The organism is Hahella chejuensis KCTC 2396 (assembly GCF_000012985.1).
Taxonomy (GTDB): Bacteria; Pseudomonadota; Gammaproteobacteria; order Pseudomonadales; family Oleiphilaceae; genus Hahella; species Hahella chejuensis.
In genome coordinates this window covers 6,531,911-6,549,870 of sequence record NC_007645.1, presented here as the reverse complement: position 1 = coordinate 6,549,870, position 17,960 = coordinate 6,531,911, and the positions used below count along the sequence as shown (strand labels likewise).

Here is a 17,960-nt window from a genome sequence, read left to right as displayed (position 1 = left end):
TCACTGTGCGGCGGCTCTCACTTCGCGCCCGCTTCTGGCTGCTCACCCTGGTAATTCCCTTTTTCGTGGTATCGGCAGGGTGGGTTGTTTATGTCGCTTATCAGGAAAGTCTGGAGCGGGCGCACATCGATCGCCTCAGCGCGCATCTTTATTTGTTGCTGGCGGCGGCGGAGCCTTCTGGCGACAGTCTGCACTTACCGGAAGAGCTTCAGGAAAGCCGCTTTAATCAGGCCCAGTCGGGTCTGGTCGCGGTTGTGCGCAACAGCGATGGATTTATCGTCTGGCAGTCCCGTTCCAGTTTAGGTCTCCCGCAGACATTACCCTGGCTGGCGCCGGAGACCGAGCCGGGCAGAATTTCCCATCGGCGCGTAGACGCCAGGCCAGGCTATCTGCAAGTGCAACTGCCTGCTCTGTTCGCTGTGGACAGCGGCCTCGTCGAAAATGGCTTTCGTCGCTATGTATTCGAGGTTTGGCAGCAGGCGTCTTTGCTGGAGCAGGAGTCCCGTTCATTCACCAGGACGCTCTCTATCGGTCTGGTGATTGTCACAATCGCCTTGTGCGCCATCGTTGCATTGTTTCTGAGCTGGGCGTTGCGGCCTCTGCAAAATGTGACCAGAGAATTGGGGGCGATTGAAAAAGGCGAGATGGACACTCTGTCGGAAAACTACCCCAAAGAAATCGCCGCGTTGACCCACGCGCTGAATACGGTCCTGGATGTGGAGCGGCGACAACGGGAGCGCTATCGCAATAGTCTCGGCGACCTGGCGCATAGTCTGAAGACGCCGCTGGCGGTGCTGCGCGGCGCTATTGACATGAATGAGGAAGAACGTCGGCGCACCCTGGGTGAACAGGTGGCGCGGATGGATGACGTCGTGACTTACCAGCTCAAGCGAGCCAGCGCCGGGGGGGAGGGGGTTTGGCATAAACCAACGCCTATCCTGCCCTTGGTTAATCGCGTCACCTCCGTTTTACAGAAAGTCTATGCTGATCGAGGCATGTATTGTGAAATCAACGTGCCCGAAGATGTGGCGTTTCTCGCGGATGAAGCGGACTTGATGGAGATGCTGGGCAATCTGATTGATAACGCTTTTAAATACGGCGATGCGGAAGTGTCTATTCAAGGTTCTGGCGAAGTGGACGGTTTTGTGACGCTGGCGATCAGGAACGATGGTCCCGGCATTCCCGCGCAGGATTGGGAAAAAGCGCTACAGCGCGGCGTGCGCCTGGATAGTCGCCCGATTGGTCAGGGCATTGGGCTTTCCGTCGTGCGCGAACTGGTGGAAAGTTATCGTGGCGAACTGAAACTGGCTTCGGGCGTCAGCGATGGCGTGACAATTGAAATGATCATGCCCGGGCGGGTTGTTAGCTAAGGTCTTGATCAGCTATAACATGGCGGAGTAAACGGAATAATTAATGGTTGTATAGCTAGAATCAATCATGATTTTAGTTTTAATAAAATTTATTGCTTATCGGGTTGAGCATATCATCTCCTCAACCACTTTAAGTAACCAGGAATGGAGACGACCATGTCGGATATCAATATCGGATTAACTGAAAACGCCCGTCAGAATATCGCGCACTCATTGTCTAGCTTGCTGGCGGACAGCTACACCCTGTACCTGAAAACACAGAACTTCCACTGGAACGTCACCGGTCCCCGATTTCAGGAAGTGCATGCCCTGACGGAAATGCATTACACCGATCTGGCGGCCGCCATTGACGCTATCGCCGAACGCATTCGCGCACTGGGTGAATTCGCTCCCGGCAGCTACTCCAGCTACCAGAAACTGGCGACGCTGAAGGAAGAGGCCGGCGTACCTGCGGCGAATGAGATGCTGGCGGTGCTGGCGAAAGACCACGAGCAGATCGCCCGGAATATCCGCGAAGCGTTGCCTGCGGCCCAAGAGGCGACGGACGAAAGCTCCGCCTCGCTGCTGTCTGACCGCTTGAGCGTCCATGAAAAGACCGCCTGGATGTTGCGCAGCATGGTTTGACCTATCAGCTCCTCTCTCTGCATTAGGAGGGAGGAGCATCCCTCCCTCTTTCTACGCCCCATTCTCGTCCCCCCGGAAGGATAAATTTTCGTCTGATAGGTGATATTACTTGGCGCTATATCATTAGCGGACTTCTCGCCCTGAGCAATCTTGGCGGAGGTAAGCCCGCACCTTATGTCGAGAATAAAAAACGGGGAAGCACTCATGCAGTTGAACAAAGCGGCGGCCATACTGTCGTTCAGCGTTTTCATGGCCGGATGCAGCGGTGGCGGTGGAAACAGTTCCGGCGGCTCCACGCCTGTCGAGTCAAGTTATCAGCCTTACGCCTGCAATCAGGAAACTTACGACAAAGCCAAAGAACTACGGATTTATCAGGTCATGGTGGAGTCGTTCATTGACGGCGATCTGAACGCCAATTACGGCGCGGGATATGGAAGCAGTCATCATCGCGGCGACCTGCAAGGCGTTATCGACTCCCTGGACTACATCAAGAATCTGGGCATGAACGCGATCTGGTTGACCCCAGTGTTTCACAGCGCGCCTATATCCGGCCAGGATGAATGGGCGGATCGCCTCGATGCGACGGGATATTTCACCAGCGACTATTTTTCCATAGACCCTAATTTCGGCACGATGGCGCAAGCCCGGGAGCTGGTGGAGCAGGCGCACGCGCGCGGCATTTATGTTTTCTTTGACGGCGTGTTCGGCCATTTCAAGAATAACGCCGGAGACTTCCCCTCGCCGCAAGGGCGTGTGGTCAGCGCTAATGGCGTCGCCCAGGCGGGGACGGGAAGGGAAGCGGTTTATCCTAATGATCTGGACTTCTTCAAGGAAGTCGCCGCCTATTGGGTGAAAGAACTGAAGATAGACGGATGGCGTTTGGATCAGGCCTACCAGGTTCCAACCGGCGCCTGGGGAGAAATCCGCAAGTCTGTGGAAGATGCCTCAAAAAGCGTGACTTACACCATGAACGGAGAGCAGGTGAATCCGCTGGGCTATATGGTGGGCGAAGTCTGGAAAGGCGAGGCTGAAATTGCTGCACAGGCATATGGTTCAGAAGCGCAGCCCGGCTTGTGCTCCTCTTTTGATTTCCCCATGCGCTATCGGATTGTCCAGACGTTAGGGGTAGAAGAGAGCGGGCATCGCGCGTCCGCCGTTTCAACGCTCAAGGAAGGATACGCCACGCAGGCGGCCTATCCGGCGCATGCATTACCTAATGGGTTCCTGACCAATCACGACCTGGTGCGCTTTGGCGACTTGTTGCAGCGGGGCAGGATCGCCAGTCCGGGCGAGGAACGTTATACCGACCTGCACAAAGCCGCCTACAGTTTCCTTGCCGCTTACACCGGGCCTATCACGCTGTATTACGGCGACGAAATTGGCGATGATGTGGTCGGCTTCTCGGATCGCGTCCCATGTGAGTCGGACAATGGCGCCGGCGCTAAAGCAGGCTTGTGCGACGATCATGTCTCGCGCTCCAGCGCCAAGGTGGAAGGTTTGCCGAGCGGGGAAGATGGCGCGCTGTTCGCGGCTGACGCCAAACAAACGGAAATACGCGACTATATTCGTGACCTTATGGGGATGCGCGCCCTCCATCCAGCCCTGTACGCGGGAACGCGGACGTCGGTCAATCATGGTCAGTCAGGCAAGGTCTATGTCGATCGCAAGCAGGCGGGTAGTGAAGTGGTGTTATATCTACTGAATATTACTGGCGATCCTGTCACCGTTGAGTTGGAGGGAACGACTATTGGTAGTGAAGGGAACTTGAAAGACCTGATGAGTGATGCAGAAATTGCTTTATTGTCCGGTTATCACAGTATTGTCGTGCCGCCATACAGCGCGCGCTTTATGTTGGTGACTGCGCCAACGCTATAAATCGTTGCAACCATGTCTGGGGTAACCGGCTTTTCGGTCCGGTCACCCCAGACTTTCGGTTTACTCTTCCAGGTAGGTGTAGCCAGTCAGACCCGCCTTCAGTTCCTGCAGGTAATCCTGCTTTTGCTGCTCTTTCAGATCCGCCGCCGCCATTTTGCCTTCGAAGGCCCGTAATAACTGCTCTGGCTCGAAGTTCACGTAGCGCAACACTTTGTCCACCGTATCGCCGCTGATCGGATGTTGCAGTGACACCTCGCCCTTCTCATTCAGGCAGACGTCAACGGAATCGGTGTCGCCGAACAGGTTATGCATATCGCCCAGGATTTCCTGATAAGCGCCCACCAGGAAGAATCCAAGAAGGAAAGGCTGATCCTTTTCCGGTTCGGGGATCGGCAATGTGGTTTCAATGCCATGGCTGTCTACGTATTGGTCGATACGGCCGTCGGAGTCGCAAGTGATGTCCTGAATGACGCCGCGACGCGTTGGGCGTTTGTTCAGTCCGGCCAGGGGCAGAATCGGAAAAATCTGGTCGATGCCCCAAATATCCGGCAGAGACTGGAACAGGGAAAAATTCACGAACAGTTTATCCGCCAATTTCTCGTTCAGCTCGTCATAGATTTCCCGGTGCGCGCGGATTTCCGGTTGCAGATGTTCGCGGATGTATAAGCACAATGCTTGATAAATGGTTTCCGCCTGCGCCCGATCGCTGAGGCTCAGCACGCCATGAATAAACAGGGTTTGCGCTTCCTGCAGGGCATGGGCGGCGTCGTGATAGATTTCAATTACCGAACGACGGTTATTGCGGTCCTTTAACGCCTCCAAGTCCTGCCACAAATCGCGAACGACAGATGGGGCCTCCGCATCCGGTTGCCTGACGGCGTCCGGTTGCGCCACGCTTTCTCTATCAATGACGTCGGTGATCAGCACGGCGTGATGTGCGGTGATGGCCCGGCCGGATTCAGTGATCACATTGGGATGTGGAATGCCTTCGCGGTCGCACTCTTCTTTGATCGTACGCAGAACGTGGAAGGCGTACTCGTGCACGCTGTAGTTAACGGAGCAGGCGCTGCGGGAGCGGGTGCCTTCATAGTCGATCCCCAGACCGCCGCCCACGTCGACGATTTTTACGTCAGCGCCCTGGCGACGGAGTTCGCCGTAAAAACGTGCGCATTCGCGCAATCCGGTTTGAATATCCCGGATATTGGCGATTTGTGAACCGAGGTGGAAGTGCAGTAACTGGAGAGATTCCAGTGCGTTGGCTTGTTTCAGCGTGTCCAGCACCTGCAGGATTTGCACGGAGGACAGACCGAATTTTGACTTTTCGCCACCGGTATTCTGCCAATTGCCCTTGCCGATAGAAGCCAGACGGGCGCGTACGCCAATGCGCGGGGTAACGCCCATACTGCGGCTTTCTTCCAGCACGTAAGTCAGTTCGTTCAGCTTCTCGACCACGATGTAAACCTTGTAGCCCATCTGCTGGCCCAACAGGGCCAGGCGTATGAACTCACGGTCTTTGTATCCGTTGCAAACAATAGTGGCTCCGGGGTTGCTCATGGCCAGGACGGCGATCAGCTCCGGTTTACTGCCGGCTTCCAGACCAATCTGGCCATTGGCGGCGGCGGGTTGTGCTGCGACGATTTCTTCAATGACGCGGCGTTGCTGGTTCACTTTGACCGGATAGACCGCAGTATAGCGGCCTGAATACGCAAGTTGTTCGGCGGCGCGGTTAAACGCCTCGCATAAATGGTTGACCCTGTGATGCAGAATATCCGCAAAACGCACCAGGACCGGCAACCCTAGATTGGCGTCGCGTACTTGTTGGGCGAGTCCTTTCAGACTCACGCTGGCGTTATGCTCTGAGCCTTTGGGGCGGATGATAACGTCGCCATTGGCGTCAACATCTATATAACCGTCACCCCAGAATGGGATGTTGTAGGTGGACAGTGCGTGATCGCGGGTCCAATCTTCCATCAATGCGTCTCCTCGGCAATATGCCCCCGGATAAAATGTTAAGGTTATCGTCAAGGGGCGCCATTTTAAAGCAAGCGGAATCCCTAGCGTTAATAAGTTATGGGCTTTATATCTTTCTGTGTTTTATGGGAGCGGAGCAGTGCAGGCGACTCCTAAAATAATGCTGTGATCTTCACGCCTTGCGCCTACAATATGCTGCTTTAGCCGCAGGCGCATCGCGCCGACAAATAATTAACCGAATCATTGGGAGAACATAATGAGCGAGCAGATCCCCGGGTGGTTTACCGAAATCTTTCAGGACCAGGGCACCGGGTTTTCCCTCAAAGTAAAAAGTAAACTGCACGAAGAGCAGAGCCAGTATCAAAAGATTGAAATCTTTGAGACGGAAACCTTCGGTAATCTGATGGTGTTGGACGGTTGCGTCATGTTGACTGACCGTGACAATTTCCTCTACCACGAAATGATGACCCACCCCGCGCTGTTTACTCATCACGCGCCGAAGAAAGTCGTGATTGTTGGCGGCGGCGATTGCGGCACATTGAAAGAAGTGCTCAAACACCCTGGCGTAGAGGAAGCCTGGCAGGTGGAAATCGATGAGCGCGTCACTCGCGTTGCAGAGAAGTATTTCCCTGACCTGTGCACCGCCAACAATGACCCGCGCGCCAACTTCTTCTTCGGCGATGGCATCAAATGGATCGCTGACGCGCCATTGGAATCCATCGACCTGATTATTGTTGACTCCACCGACCCGGTTGGACCTGCTGAAGGTCTGTTCGCCGTCGACTTCTACCGCAACTGTTTCATGGCGCTGCGCGAAGGCGGCATGATCGTGCAGCAGACGGAATCCCCTTTGCTGCACACTTCCAGCATCATCAAGAAAGTGCATGACGATATGCGTCAGGCTGGTTTTGACGGCGTCAGAACGCTGCCGTTCCCACAGCCTGTATATCCTACCGGCTGGTGGAGCTGCACCATGGCGGGCAAGGGTAAGAAGCTGGAGTTTTTCCGAGAAGAAGATGCGGCGGAGCGTCCTTTCGTCACCCGCTACTACAATGCGGAAGTGCATAAAGCAGCCCTGGCCCTGCCTGAATTTATGAAGAATGAACTTGACTTAGATTAGTCCGAACGTTTATTTCTATACATCTGTATTTTAATGCTTAAGGCCAGATGCCATAAGGGAATCCGGCCTTCCGAACAGGGTGCGAACCTACCTTTGTCCAATAGACGTACTTTTTTCGGGCGCACTAACATGCAAACCATAACTCCTGTCAAGAAACGGCAATACAGCCGGTATATGGTTGGCAGGCTATTGGACGTGAATAGAAATCGGAGTTAACTGCGTGCACGCAATAGCAGAAAACCATGGAGTGAAAGCTTCATATACGAAAGAAGAACTTCAAGCCTGCGGACAGGGACGGTTATTTGGCGAGGGCGCTGCGAAACTTCCCGTAGATCAGATGTTGATGGTCGACCGGGTGTCTCAAATCTCCGCAGAAGGCGGAGCATACGGTCACGGGATCGTGCGTGCGCAGTTGGATATCAATCCGGATCTGTGGTTTTTTAAGTGTCATTTCGTGGGCGATCCGGTCATGCCGGGTTGTCTCGGATTGGACGCCATGTGGCAGCTGGTAGGCTTTTTCCTTGCGTGGAAAGGTCACAAGGGACTGGGCCGGGCGCTGGGGGTCGGCGAGGTTAAATTTACCGGCCAGGTGCTGCCGTCCGCAAAATCAGTCGAGTATGTTCTCGATATCAAAAGAGTAATCGCTCGTAAGTTAATTATGGCCTTGGCTGATGGAACCGTGTATGTCGACGGTAAAGCCATTTATACTGCCAAGGATTTACGAGTGGGCTTGTTTGACCCGGCCGCTATGAGCGGCGCGGAAATCAAATAAGTTATCCTTTGCAAATGTAAGAGGTTTCTGAATGAAACGCGCCGTCATAACCGGAATGGGAATCGTATCCTGCTTGGGCAACTCCAAAGAGGAGGTGGCCGAGTCACTGAAAGCTGGCCGCTCAGGCATTCGGTTTAACGAAAGCTATAAAGAAGCGGGCTTAAGAAGCCAGGTCAGTGGTAGCGTCCAGATCGATTTCGCTGAACACATCGACCGCAAACATCTGCGCTTCATGGGCGACGCGGCTGCGTACGCCTATATCGCCATGAATCAGGCCATCACGGACGCTAAAATAGACGACGAGCTGTTGAGCAGCACTCGCACCGGCATCGTGATGGGGTCTGGCGGAGCCTCCACCAGCAACGTCGTCGAGTCCGTCGATATTCTGCGTGAGAAAGGCGTCAAGCGCGTGGGGCCTTATCGCGTACCCCGCACCATGAACAGCTCTGTAAACGCCTGTTTGTCCACCGCATTCAAAATTCGCGGCGTCAACTACTCCATCACTTCCGCTTGCGCGACCGCCGCTCATTGTATCGGTCATGCTTGGGAACAAATTCAGTTGGGTAAACAAGACGTTGTATTCGCTGGCGGTGGCGAAGAAGAGCATTGGAGCCTGGCGGTTCTGTTCGACGCTATGGGTGCCTTGTCCAGCAAGTACAACGACGATCCTTCCCGCGCTTCACGTCCATACTGCTCCACCCGTGATGGTTTTGTCATCGCTGGCGGCGGAGCTGTGGTCGTCGTAGAAGAGCTGGAGCACGCGCTGCGTCGCGGCGCGCCGATCTACGCTGAGTTGGTGGGCTACGGCGCCACTTCCGACGGCGATGACATGGTGGCTCCATCTGGAGAAGGCGCTGTGCGCTGTATCCATCAGGCGCTGTCTACCGTAAACACGCCAGTTGACTACGTCAACACTCACGGCACCAGTACGCCAGTCGGCGATATCATTGAGCTGAAAGCAGTGAAAGAAGCCTTTGGCGACAATCTGCCGCGCATCAGCTCCACTAAATCGCTGTCCGGCCATTCTTTGGGCGTCGCCGGCGTTCACGAAGCCATTTATTGCTTATTGATGATGGAAGGCGGTTTCATTGCGCCTTCACGTCACATTGAAGCGCTGGATGAGAGAGCGGCGGGCTTCCCGATTGTCACAGAACCTACAGATGCGGAACTGAATACCGTTCTGAGCAACAGCTTCGGTTTCGGTGGAACTAACGCCTGTCTGGCTTTCAGCAAATACAAAGGCTGATTCCAGATACTGCGAAAACATAAAAAGCCTGCGCTCGGCGCGGGCTTTTTTGTGCCTGTTTTCTGGTATTTTCATCAAACACAGTTGGCATCTTTTTGATTGTGTTGTAAAAAACGCATCATATGCATGGCTGAGATACAAATAGAAGGCGTTGGTCACAGTTCGAATCTGTGTAGTATTTCTATGTTTGCTATGCTTTTAAGTAAGCGTCATCCATTCGATTTCTAAAGGGTCTCATGCGGAAAGGTTTTTTATTTCTGACGGGTGTTCTTTTTGCGTGCAGCGCCGGAGCGGAGCAGGCGCAGACATCGTTGGCGTTGTCTGAGTCCGCATACATGGCTCCCCTGGTGGATAAAGTGCAGGTTAAGAAGGCGTCCAGACTTTTGATTCTATTGAAAGAAGGGAAGCCGTTTCGGGTGTATCCGATTGCCTTGGGCGACAAGCCGCTTGGCCATAAGCAGTTTGAGGGCGACGAGCGCACTCCTGAAGGCACTTATTCTCTTGACTGGCGTAATCCAAACAGCGCCTTTCATAAATCCATCCACGTTTCTTACCCCAATGACCAGGACATTGAGTATGCAAAGAGTCAAGGACGTGAGCCTGGCGGAATGATCATGATCCATGGTTGGCCCAATGGCTTTAATCATGACCGCGACAGCATCTGGCTTTACGAGTTTGATTGGACGGATGGATGTATCGCCGTTAACAATCAGGCGATGGATGAGATCTGGTCTTTGGTGCCGGATGGCACGCCTATCGAAATTCTTCCGTAGATAGACGCACGGCGGTTAGCCATGTTTCAGCTTCAGCGCAAGCACTGTGGACGCCAAGGCCAATGTCAGGGTATTGGCGATAATGATTGGCCACGCCACCATCATGATTCCATAAAGCAGCCACAGAAATACGCCCAACGTAAAAATGCTGTACATGCCCAGAGAGATGCCGGACGTGTTTTTCGTTTTCAACGTTTGTCTGACCTGGGGCAAGAACGCCAAAGTGGTGAACAACGCCGCCAGTGTGCCGATGATGGATGCTAACATCTTATTAACCCTATAGAATTGCGCGCATTTTAATCACGCTATCTGGCAGCGTAACTAGGGGAAAATATGTACGCCCCGTCGTTATGGCCGGGGGCGCAGACTTCTAATACCACCGGCATCTGCCCACACGAAAAAGGGCCGCCGAATGGCAGCCCTCTTGGAGGTCGTTTTGGAGATCAGTCGCGGGTGAACTCAGGATAGGCTTCCATCCCGCATTCCGCCAGATCCACGCCTTCATACTCTTCTTCTTCGCTGACGCGGATGCCCATGATCACTTTGATCAGACCCCACACCACCAGGCTGGTTGTGAACACCCACCCGAAGATGGTAAACGCGCCAGCCAACTGAGCCAGGAAGCTGACGTCAGTAGTGAAAGGCACTACCAGCAGACCCAGCAGACCACAAGCGCCGTGTACGGAGATTGCGCCAACAGGGTCGTCGATTTTCAGTTTATCCAGGGTCACGATGGAGAATACGACCAGCACGCCAGCCACTATGCCAATCAGAGAGGAGGCCACGGGGGACGGCGCGTCAGGATTGGCGGTGATTGCCACCAGACCGGCCAGTGCGCCATTCAGAAGCATGGTCAGATCTGCTTTGCCAAACAACAGGCGAGCGGTGATCAGAGCGGCTATCGCGCCGGTGGCCGCTGCGGCGTTAGTGTTCAGGAAAACAATTGCCACGGAGTTGGCGTTGCCGATATCGCCCAGTTTCAATACTGAGCCGCCGTTGAAACCGAACCAACCCATCCACAGAATGAAAGTGCCCAGTGTCGCTAAAGGCAGGTTGGCGCCCGGGATAGCGTTAACTTGTCCGTTAGGGCCGTATTTGCCTTTACGTGGGCCAAGCAGCAATACGCCAGCCAGAGCCGCCGCAGCGCCAGCCAAGTGGACGATGCCGGAGCCCGCGAAGTCTTTGAAGCCCATTTCATCAAGACTATATAGTCCGAATACTGGTTGAGTTCCCCAAGTCCAGGAGCCTTCCATCGGATAGATGAATGCTGTCATCACTACAGCGAAAGCCAGGAACGCCCATAGTTTCATGCGCTCTGCGACAGCGCCGGATACGATAGACATGGCGGTTGCGACAAACACAACCTGGAAGAAAAAGTCGGATGCGCCAGAGTAGATGGCGGTGCCTGAGAACCCACCATCGCGTTCAGCGAAAGCATTCAAGGTATCGTCGACATAGGTCTCGCCGGGCATGATGCCGGTCAGGAAATATCCGCCGCTGCCATACATGATTTCATAGCCGCAGATCAGGTACATGATGCAGGCAATGGCGTAGAGCGCGACGTTTTTGGTAAGAATTTCAGTGGTGTTCTTGGCGCGAACCAAGCCGGATTCCAACATGGCGAAACCGGCGGCCATCCACATGACCAATGCGCCCATCACAAGGAAATAGAAGGTATCTAATGCATATTGTAAGTGAAAAACATTGTTTTCCATGAAAAGCCCTCCGCACTACGCTTGTCAGTTACCAGTTGTTGTTAGTTTTGATTAAATCGCGTCTGTACCAGTCTCCCCGGTCCTTATGCGGATGGCTTGTTGCAGATCCACCACAAAAATTTTGCCGTCGCCGATCTTGCCGGTGTTTGCGGCTTTGGTGATGGCTTCTACGACTTGATCGAGCAAGTCATCGCCGATAGCGACTTCGATTTTCACCTTGGGGAGAAAGTCGACGACATACTCTGCGCCACGGTACAGCTCGGTGTGGCCCTTTTGACGACCGAACCCTTTTACTTCGGTTACGGTCACGCCCTGAACGCCAATCTCGGAGAGTGCTTCACGCACATCATCCAGCTTGAATGGCTTGATAATGGCAGTTACCAGTTTCATTTTTTTCTCCTTTGTATCTACCCGCCTGTTATAGAAATCGCACAATCAGCAAGCTCAACCACGCACAAAAATATGTGCGGAATTTGTGCGTGATGTAGCATCTGCTGTGCCAATGATAAAAAATTTATTTAAAACAGTTAACTAGATGAATATTTCTTACCTTGTGGAAAAACCAGGGCACAATTATAGCGCAGCACGCCCCTGTTTGAGGTTAATTGGCGCCCGTGGCTGGTGCGCATTTATAAAAATGCACAAATTTTGTGCAAAAAAGAAGGCAGGCAACGTTATAAACAGGATTTGTTGTCACTTTCACTTCGGTTCTATAGCCAATGGCGGGAAACGGTGAGGATTGCATAAACAAACCAGGATCGCCGTGGTACAATCGCCGCTCCGAAAAACGGAGGACTTTCCATGTCGGTATCACCAGTAGATTTACTTAACGCGTTTAACCAGCATTTCGGGCAGTTTCTGCCGGATGTCGCTAAATCGGCGCATGAAGATGTGCAGCAGCAAGCCAAGGCGGCTTTATCCAGCATCATCTCTAAACTGGATCTGGTGACCCGGGAAGAGTTCGATGTTCAATTGGAAGTGTTGCGCCGCACCCGCGAGAAACTGGACAGCCTGGAAAAACGCGTGGTTGAACTGGAGGCGGCTTTGCAAGCCAAGAGTGAGCAAGGCGATCAAGCCTAACGGACTTTTTATTAACCGGCGATGAGAATCAAATCGCCGGTCTCGCTTTAATATCTACACACATTAGCGCCTCAGGAACGAGGCTGAATTTATCCAAGGAGGGAGTATGTCACTCGCAATCGTCAACACGCGCGCCAAACTTGGCGTGGAAGCCCCGCTGGTAAAAGTCGAAGCCCATCTGTCGAACGGCTTGCCGGCCCTGTCTATCGTTGGACTTCCTGAAGCCGCAGTCAAAGAAAGCAAAGATCGGGTCAGGAGCGCATTACTCAACAGCGGCTTTGAATTTCCCGCCCGCCGCATCACGATCAATCTCGCCCCCGCAGATCTTCCTAAAGAGGGAGGTCGTTATGATCTCGCTATCGCCGTCGGCGTGCTGGCGGCTTCAGGGCAATTGCCTGATGAGGCGATTGCAGGATATGAGTTCTATGGCGAACTGGCGCTCTCTGGAGAATTGCGGCCGGTAACGGGAATGTTGCCCGCCGCGCTTCGCTGCGCCCAGTCTGGCGCCAAAATTATACTGCCGCCGCAAAATTCCCAGGAGGCCAGCCTGGTGTCTGCGCTGGACGTATTTGCGCCGGCCACTTTGGGGCAGTTAGTGGCCTTTCTGCTGGGACATGAGCGCATGACGCCGATACGCCAACAGAAGTGCGCCGCCTCCGGGCGTAAAGCGCCCGATATGGCTGACATCAAGGGGCAGTTTCAAGCCAAGCGAGCGCTGGAGATCGCCGCTGCGGGCAATCACAACATGCTGATGTTCGGCCCACCGGGAACGGGTAAGACCATGCTGGCGTTGCGTTTGGTGGGCATCTTGCCCGAGTTGACGGAAATGGAAGCGCTGGAAACGGCGGCGGTCAATTCCGTGGCGGGAGTCAGTCTGGATATGACGCAGTGGCGGCAGCGACGCTTTCGGGCCCCGCACCATACCGCTTCTGCGGTCGCTTTGGTTGGTGGCGGCTCCAATCCCAAACCGGGAGAAATATCATTGGCGCACAATAGTGTGTTATTTCTCGACGAATTGCCGGAATTTGACCGAAAAGTCCTGGAAGTGTTGCGAGAGCCAATGGAATCTGGAGAGATCGTGATTTCCAGAGCGGCGCAGCAGACCACGTTTCCAGCCCGTTTTCAGCTGATTGCTGCGATGAATCCATGTTGATGCGTTGCCAAAATGCCAGCGTTTTGGGGAGTGCTATTGCACTTTGGGGTGGGGGTTGGGGCGTAGTAGAGCTCGATCTCAACTTCCTCCTTGCCAATGATCAGGCGGTCGGTAATTGCTTCGACGATCTGTCGTTTGTCGTCGCTGGTGAGATTGTCCCAGTGGGCGTATAAGTCTTGCGCGTGATCGACAATTTCGTTCTGTGAGATTTGGGTGATCTTCAGAAAATCGACTTCTGCTTGGAGTTGCGGAAGCTCTGCATCGATTTGTTCCAGGCGTTCCTGCAGTGGCTTATAGCGTTCTCCAAAGCCTCGTTTATCAATTCCTCCTTCTTGGTATAGCTCGTATAGTTTGTCTGTTCGAGTAACTACTTTCTCACGCTCTTTTTGGAGGACTGTAAGCACGTCCTCTTTCGCTGCAATACTGTTTGAGAATGATGAGAGATGGTGCTCGATTTCGTCTGGCGAACAGAAGAAGTCTCGCAACTGTTCGTGGAATATGGTCTCTAGATCTTCAGTTGGTATCTTGTTCCTGCAATTGGCGCAGATGTATTTCGGGCTGTTTGATGGAACGTACATTTTTGAACCGCATTCACAATAGGTGCGGCCTGCAAATAGGTGTCGTACACGTTTGGCGATAGGTCGGGTTCCTTTGCGTGTCGTGAGTATTGCGTTGCACTCCTCCCATACCTCTTCAGAGACAATAGCGGGCACTTCATGGAATACCCACTCATGCTCTGGCTTGTGTGTCCACGCTTTGGTTGAGTTTGTGGACTTCGTGTAGTTAGCGCGACGCATGCCTTTTGCGGTTGGGTCTTCTATGAGACGCCCTATCGTTGTGTCTGAGAACTTTGCTCCTTTTCGGGTGCGGTATCCGCGTTCGTTCAGTATCCGTGCAACGGTCTTCTTCCGCTTATGCTCCCGGAAAAGTTCATACATGAGTTTCCGTATCGGAGCTTCATCAGGGTGGGGGATGAGCTTGCCATCCTCCCATTGATACCCAAATGATGCTTGTCCGCCAAGTGGCTTGCCCATCTTGGCGCGGATGGGTACGGACGCGGATATGCGCTCTGCGATCTCTTCTCGTTCCCACTGTGCCATTGCGGCAATCATGGTGTAGAAGAGGCGGCCTGCGGGAGTTGATGTGTCTATGGATTCGGCAAGCGATATGAGATCCGCGCCACAATCACGAAACACCTCGGCAAACTCAAGAAGTTCGCGGGTGTTTCGCGCAAGGCGAGCAAGCTTTGAGAAGATGAGACCTGTTATGTGTCCGGTTTTAATATCGGCGAGCATCCGTTTTGTTTCCGGATACTCTTTAACGGTCTTTCCTGAAAGAGCGTCGAGGCGATACACCTCAACGACCTCCCACTCCTTTGCTTCGGCGTATAGACGACCGCGCCGTTCGTGGTGTTCTGGACTTTCTCCTTTTACCTGATCCTCGGTAGAGACTCGAATCCATATCCCTACTCTCTTATGCGATGTCCGCATGATGTACCTCCACTATTTCTATGAGGTTTGTTGGAAAGTGTAGCTGATTAGCTTTCTATCTTAATCGTGTGCCCGTGCTCCGTATGAAGATACACGAGCGCGAGAGAGGCCGCGTCGAAAAGTCCTTGTGCGTATGACTCTGTATGCCATACAAGGCGTTTGCGTGGCATACGCGGCTTTAGGGCGGGGAAGGTAGCCATGATGACATGATTCATCTGGTGTTTGTTTGAAGCGTTGGCCGCTTTAAAAAGCTGTTGGATATCTTTGCGCGCATAGCGATGCGTTGGGATGCTATGACGCGTCGCGAACTGTATAGCTGATCGGCATACAGACCATACCCATTTGGCACGTGGTGCCCCTTTTTGTTCTGTGACGAGGGTGTCTGGTTTGTATTGCTCTATAAGCGTGCGCGTGATTTTTCGTATCTTTGCAGTATCTCGTTTTCGCACTGTTTTGGTGCCCCAGTCATGCGGGGTGGTTCCAAGCAGGAACACGAAAGAAACTCCTCGCCGGGTGATATACAGGGCGAGTGTTGCTGATTTCTGGTTGGTCATAGGAACTAAGCGTCAGTTGTTTCTAATGTTTCAACCTGCTCCTTGGCATGCATGAGGAACGCGTGCTTCTCTGTTTGTTTGCAGTCGCTATTCTTCGTGCAGGTTGTCCGCATGAGCTCAATATCCTCCCAGAGCCCGTTGAGGGTACGGGTCCAGGTGGTTGGAATGAGTTTCTGCATTGGCACGCCGAACAAAATACGGAAGCGTAGTAGCTGATCTAATCGGGGGATTCGTTTTCCTCGTTCGACTCGGGAGAGTTGTGAGCGGCTTCTAAAGCCAAGCAGACTCGCAAACTCCTTTTGGGTAAAGCCATTGCTGCGGCGGTAGTACCGGAGCATGTCTTTTGGGGTTCTCTTTGGCATAGGGATGGATAGTTATTGATAAATGCCTTGTTCGTCGCTGTGTGCGAATGAACGGGGGGATTTTGGCATGGAGGATACGATTCTATGAGACGCAAAAATGTGCGGTGGGTGCACATCTGAAAAACATGAAAATTCTGCCGGTATGTGAGCAGAATGCGTGGACGGGTGTAGTCTTGCCTTACTGTCTATGGATCAAAGCGCTTCGTATTGCTGTGAGAGTGTGTTTAGCGAGTGCTTTGATATCTTCACAGTACCATAGGTTACGTTTAATAAACGCTTTTTATTCACAAGTTCATCACTTCTTGTTTTTATAACTTATACGTAAACGGTCTCTGCATTAAGAAGCATGAACTGAAAGAAAAAGTGTCTGGGCGATTGCTATAACAAGAATACTCAGTTCAGATTGTGGCTAGCATGTAAAGCTTGATTTAATAAGGTATAGTCATTTCTCGTTTTTAACGGAATTGCCCCCATATCTCTCACCATCATTTCAGGGCCAGCGCTATTGAGTCCAAAGGGGTTTCTAGGCTGCGGAACCACCGCGAATAATGGATGCTTCTCTTGAACGCAGAATTTGGCGTGTGTTGTTGTACCGCTCTTAACGTCTGACTCAATAATTACTGAGCAGGCAGAAAGCCCTACCTGAATTCTATTCCTCGGTACAAAATACTGCCGTGCGGGTGGGGTACCTTCAGGATGTTCTGAAACCCACAGTCCATCAGACTCAAGAATGGCGTCACCCAGTCCTGCGTTTTGCCGGGGAGTGGCTATGTGTAGTCCGCTCGCGAGAACAGCAATAGTACGGCCTCCAGCATTTAAGCAGCCTTGATGGGCGGCAGCATCAATGCCAAGAGCTAAACCACTTACAACAATTGCACCTTTGCTGACTGCATAAGCTGCAACCCGCTTTGTAATCTCCAAGCCGTTTGCCGTGGCGTTTCTCGTGCCGACTATCGCTATCCCTGGTGCCTCGTATAGCAGATCGAGATTTCCTCTGGCGTACAGAGTCGCCGGAGGGTTCGCAATGCTTTTGAGGTGTTTGGGGTATTCTGACGAGTTAAGTGGTATGGCGATAACGCCAAACTTTTTGTGCATAGGGAGTTAGGTTCTTGCTGTTTTAGCGAGGGCTATTGCCCCTGTAATCTTCTTGGCATTTGCCTGTTGTAATAGCTGAATTGCGGCTTTGAAGCTATTTCCTGTTGTAGTGACGTCATCCAGTACCAATATCTCTGTCGCTGGAGACTGTATAGCGTTGATCAGGCTTGGTTCAACTGCCATGGTGCGCAAGTGTACGCTTAAATCCCTGCTGCCTCCAGCGTGTGACTTTTCCTTGGTCTCAATTCGATTAAACAAATTCTGTTCCAAATTGAGTATCTGAAACTGGTTGGAGATATTGCGGAGCACGTGTGCAAAGCCTTGGCTCTGCGATCCCCTTTCTGATGGCGGGACTACCGCAACATAAAACGGCGTCGTTGCCAGAGACGTGCGGGCAAGGAAATAGGAGAGTGCTTTGGTGAAATACTGAATTGCGTTTTGCTTCGCGTCTTTAAAGTCCAAGATTAGGCGGCTGAAATCACCGTGGTTCGATGAGCGGATTGGGTAGTATTCGCTCATGGAGAATACGGGGACTCCGCTTTCGTGATATTTGGGTATTTTGACCTGATTCCAGTCTAGTCGAGTGCCATTCACTCTCAGGCTCCTTCTGTAAAATTAACGGTATGCGCTTAAGAAAGCGATATTGCCAGCAAGAACCCGTCATGACTGTTTTATGAAATTGTGGTTAAGGTGTGGTCGTTGTTTTGAAGTGATCGGAGAGACGATGTGTTCTGACGGAAAAGTGGGTAAAAATGGCTGG

Annotated in this window: 17 protein-coding genes and 1 pseudogene; 9 read left to right on the top strand and 9 right to left on the bottom strand. The window is 52.7% G+C overall.

What is annotated here, in order from left to right; translation table 11 throughout:
* Positions 1-5 precede the first annotated feature (5 nt).
* The 3 genes from HCH_RS28940 (at position 6) to HCH_RS28930 (ending at position 3,869) form a co-directional block, all read left to right on the top strand.
* On the top strand, positions 6-1,370 hold the full coding sequence (locus tag HCH_RS28940; RefSeq protein ID WP_011400106.1) for an ATP-binding protein: 1,365 nt from the start codon (positions 6-8) through the stop codon (positions 1,368-1,370).
* Between the two features lie 156 nt (positions 1,371-1,526).
* Positions 1,527-1,994: a Dps family protein gene (locus HCH_RS28935; protein WP_011400105.1), complete on the top strand. Its 468-nt coding sequence runs from the start codon at positions 1,527-1,529 to the stop codon at positions 1,992-1,994.
* A 204-nt stretch (positions 1,995-2,198) separates the two neighbouring features.
* Positions 2,199-3,869, top strand: a complete 1,671-nt coding sequence (locus HCH_RS28930) for an alpha-amylase family glycosyl hydrolase (RefSeq protein WP_011400104.1) — start codon at positions 2,199-2,201, stop codon at positions 3,867-3,869.
* Positions 3,870-3,929: 60 nt separating this feature from the next.
* On the opposite strand, the gene speA is transcribed toward HCH_RS28930, so the two are convergent.
* On the bottom strand, positions 3,930-5,840 hold the full coding sequence (gene speA / locus HCH_RS28925) for a biosynthetic arginine decarboxylase (protein WP_011400103.1): 1,911 nt from the start codon (positions 5,838-5,840) through the stop codon (positions 3,930-3,932).
* 256 nt (positions 5,841-6,096) lie between these two features.
* On the opposite strand from speA, the gene speE reads away from it, so the two are divergent.
* The 4 genes from speE (at position 6,097) to HCH_RS28905 (ending at position 9,751) form a co-directional block, all read left to right on the top strand.
* Entirely contained in the window at positions 6,097-6,960 is an 864-nt protein-coding gene (gene speE / locus HCH_RS28920) for a polyamine aminopropyltransferase (RefSeq protein ID WP_011400102.1), read from the top strand.
* 220 nt (positions 6,961-7,180) lie between these two features.
* Entirely contained in the window at positions 7,181-7,732 is a 552-nt protein-coding gene (fabA, locus tag HCH_RS28915; RefSeq protein ID WP_011400101.1) for a bifunctional 3-hydroxydecanoyl-ACP dehydratase/trans-2-decenoyl-ACP isomerase, read from the top strand.
* Positions 7,733-7,763: 31 nt separating this feature from the next.
* Positions 7,764-8,978, top strand: a complete 1,215-nt coding sequence (gene fabB / locus HCH_RS28910) for a beta-ketoacyl-ACP synthase I (protein ID WP_011400100.1) — start codon at positions 7,764-7,766, stop codon at positions 8,976-8,978.
* Between the two features lie 236 nt (positions 8,979-9,214).
* Positions 9,215-9,751, top strand: coding sequence for a L,D-transpeptidase family protein (locus HCH_RS28905; RefSeq protein ID WP_011400099.1), 537 nt, complete (start codon positions 9,215-9,217; stop codon positions 9,749-9,751).
* A gap of 15 nt (positions 9,752-9,766) precedes the next feature.
* Here HCH_RS28905 and HCH_RS28900 read toward each other — a convergent pair whose 3' ends face one another.
* From HCH_RS28900 to glnK, 3 genes are all read right to left on the bottom strand, one after another.
* On the bottom strand, positions 9,767-10,018 hold the full coding sequence (locus HCH_RS28900) for a SemiSWEET transporter (protein WP_011400098.1): 252 nt from the start codon (positions 10,016-10,018) through the stop codon (positions 9,767-9,769).
* A 176-nt stretch (positions 10,019-10,194) separates the two neighbouring features.
* Entirely contained in the window at positions 10,195-11,466 is a 1,272-nt protein-coding gene (locus HCH_RS28895; protein WP_011400097.1) for an ammonium transporter, read from the bottom strand.
* Positions 11,467-11,517: 51 nt separating this feature from the next.
* Complete coding sequence (gene glnK / locus HCH_RS28890) at positions 11,518-11,856, bottom strand: P-II family nitrogen regulator (RefSeq protein ID WP_011400096.1); 339 nt, start codon at positions 11,854-11,856, stop codon at positions 11,518-11,520.
* Between the two features lie 411 nt (positions 11,857-12,267).
* Here glnK and HCH_RS28885 point away from each other — a divergent pair, with 411 nt between their 5' ends.
* Both HCH_RS28885 and HCH_RS28880 read left to right on the top strand, forming a co-directional pair.
* The gene (locus tag HCH_RS28885; RefSeq protein WP_011400095.1) at positions 12,268-12,546 is read left to right on the top strand and encodes an accessory factor UbiK family protein; all 279 of its coding nucleotides are present in this window, start codon (positions 12,268-12,270) and stop codon (positions 12,544-12,546) included.
* A 106-nt stretch (positions 12,547-12,652) separates the two neighbouring features.
* Positions 12,653-13,696 (top strand): annotated as a pseudogene (locus HCH_RS28880) (YifB family Mg chelatase-like AAA ATPase); the annotation flags it as partial.
* Here HCH_RS28880 and HCH_RS34515 read toward each other — a convergent pair.
* The 5 genes from HCH_RS34515 to HCH_RS28855 all read right to left on the bottom strand — a co-directional run bounded on the left by HCH_RS34515 (position 13,669) and on the right by HCH_RS28855 (position 17,719).
* Positions 13,669-15,189: a recombinase family protein gene (locus tag HCH_RS34515; protein WP_011400093.1), complete on the bottom strand. Its 1,521-nt coding sequence runs from the start codon at positions 15,187-15,189 to the stop codon at positions 13,669-13,671. The pseudogene HCH_RS28880 and the gene HCH_RS34515 sit on opposite strands and share 28 nt — an antisense overlap.
* A 47-nt stretch (positions 15,190-15,236) precedes the next feature.
* Entirely contained in the window at positions 15,237-15,743 is a 507-nt protein-coding gene (locus HCH_RS28870; protein ID WP_148212688.1) for a hypothetical protein, read from the bottom strand.
* Between the two features lie 5 nt (positions 15,744-15,748).
* The gene (locus HCH_RS35310) at positions 15,749-16,081 is read right to left on the bottom strand and encodes a helix-turn-helix domain-containing protein (RefSeq protein ID WP_041599003.1); all 333 of its coding nucleotides are present in this window, start codon (positions 16,079-16,081) and stop codon (positions 15,749-15,751) included.
* A gap of 417 nt (positions 16,082-16,498) precedes the next feature.
* A complete protein-coding gene (locus tag HCH_RS28860) occupies positions 16,499-17,200 on the bottom strand; it encodes a DNA-processing protein DprA (RefSeq protein ID WP_011400092.1) in 702 nt (233 codons plus the stop codon).
* Positions 17,201-17,206: 6 nt separating this feature from the next.
* A complete protein-coding gene (locus tag HCH_RS28855) occupies positions 17,207-17,719 on the bottom strand; it encodes a phosphoribosyltransferase (protein ID WP_158304999.1) in 513 nt (170 codons plus the stop codon).
* Positions 17,720-17,960: the final 241 nt, after the last annotated feature.

Bases quoted from the DNA above. Each gene is read 5' to 3' on its own strand.
- HCH_RS28860 (WP_011400092.1), bottom strand. From the start codon at position 17,200: ATGCACAAAAAGTTTGGCGTTATCGCCATACCACTTAACTCGTCAGAA.
- HCH_RS28930 (WP_011400104.1), top strand. From the start codon at position 2,199: ATGCAGTTGAACAAAGCGGCGGCCATACTGTCGTTCAGCGTTTTCATG.
- HCH_RS35310 (WP_041599003.1), bottom strand. From the start codon at position 16,081: ATGCTCCGGTACTACCGCCGCAGCAATGGCTTTACCCAAAAGGAGTTT.
- HCH_RS34515 (WP_011400093.1), bottom strand. From the start codon at position 15,189: ATGCGGACATCGCATAAGAGAGTAGGGATATGGATTCGAGTCTCTACC.
- HCH_RS28935 (WP_011400105.1), top strand. From the start codon at position 1,527: ATGTCGGATATCAATATCGGATTAACTGAAAACGCCCGTCAGAATATC.
- HCH_RS28870 (WP_148212688.1), bottom strand. From the start codon at position 15,743: ATGACCAACCAGAAATCAGCAACACTCGCCCTGTATATCACCCGGCGA.
- HCH_RS28885 (WP_011400095.1), top strand. From the start codon at position 12,268: ATGTCGGTATCACCAGTAGATTTACTTAACGCGTTTAACCAGCATTTC.
- fabB (WP_011400100.1), top strand. From the start codon at position 7,764: ATGAAACGCGCCGTCATAACCGGAATGGGAATCGTATCCTGCTTGGGC.
- HCH_RS28895 (WP_011400097.1), bottom strand. From the start codon at position 11,466: ATGGAAAACAATGTTTTTCACTTACAATATGCATTAGATACCTTCTAT.
- HCH_RS28900 (WP_011400098.1), bottom strand. From the start codon at position 10,018: ATGTTAGCATCCATCATCGGCACACTGGCGGCGTTGTTCACCACTTTG.
- speA (WP_011400103.1), bottom strand. From the start codon at position 5,840: ATGGAAGATTGGACCCGCGATCACGCACTGTCCACCTACAACATCCCA.
- glnK (WP_011400096.1), bottom strand. From the start codon at position 11,856: ATGAAACTGGTAACTGCCATTATCAAGCCATTCAAGCTGGATGATGTG.
- speE (WP_011400102.1), top strand. From the start codon at position 6,097: ATGAGCGAGCAGATCCCCGGGTGGTTTACCGAAATCTTTCAGGACCAG.
- HCH_RS28905 (WP_011400099.1), top strand. From the start codon at position 9,215: ATGCGGAAAGGTTTTTTATTTCTGACGGGTGTTCTTTTTGCGTGCAGC.
- HCH_RS28855 (WP_158304999.1), bottom strand. From the start codon at position 17,719: ATGAGCGAATACTACCCAATCCGCTCATCGAACCACGGTGATTTCAGC.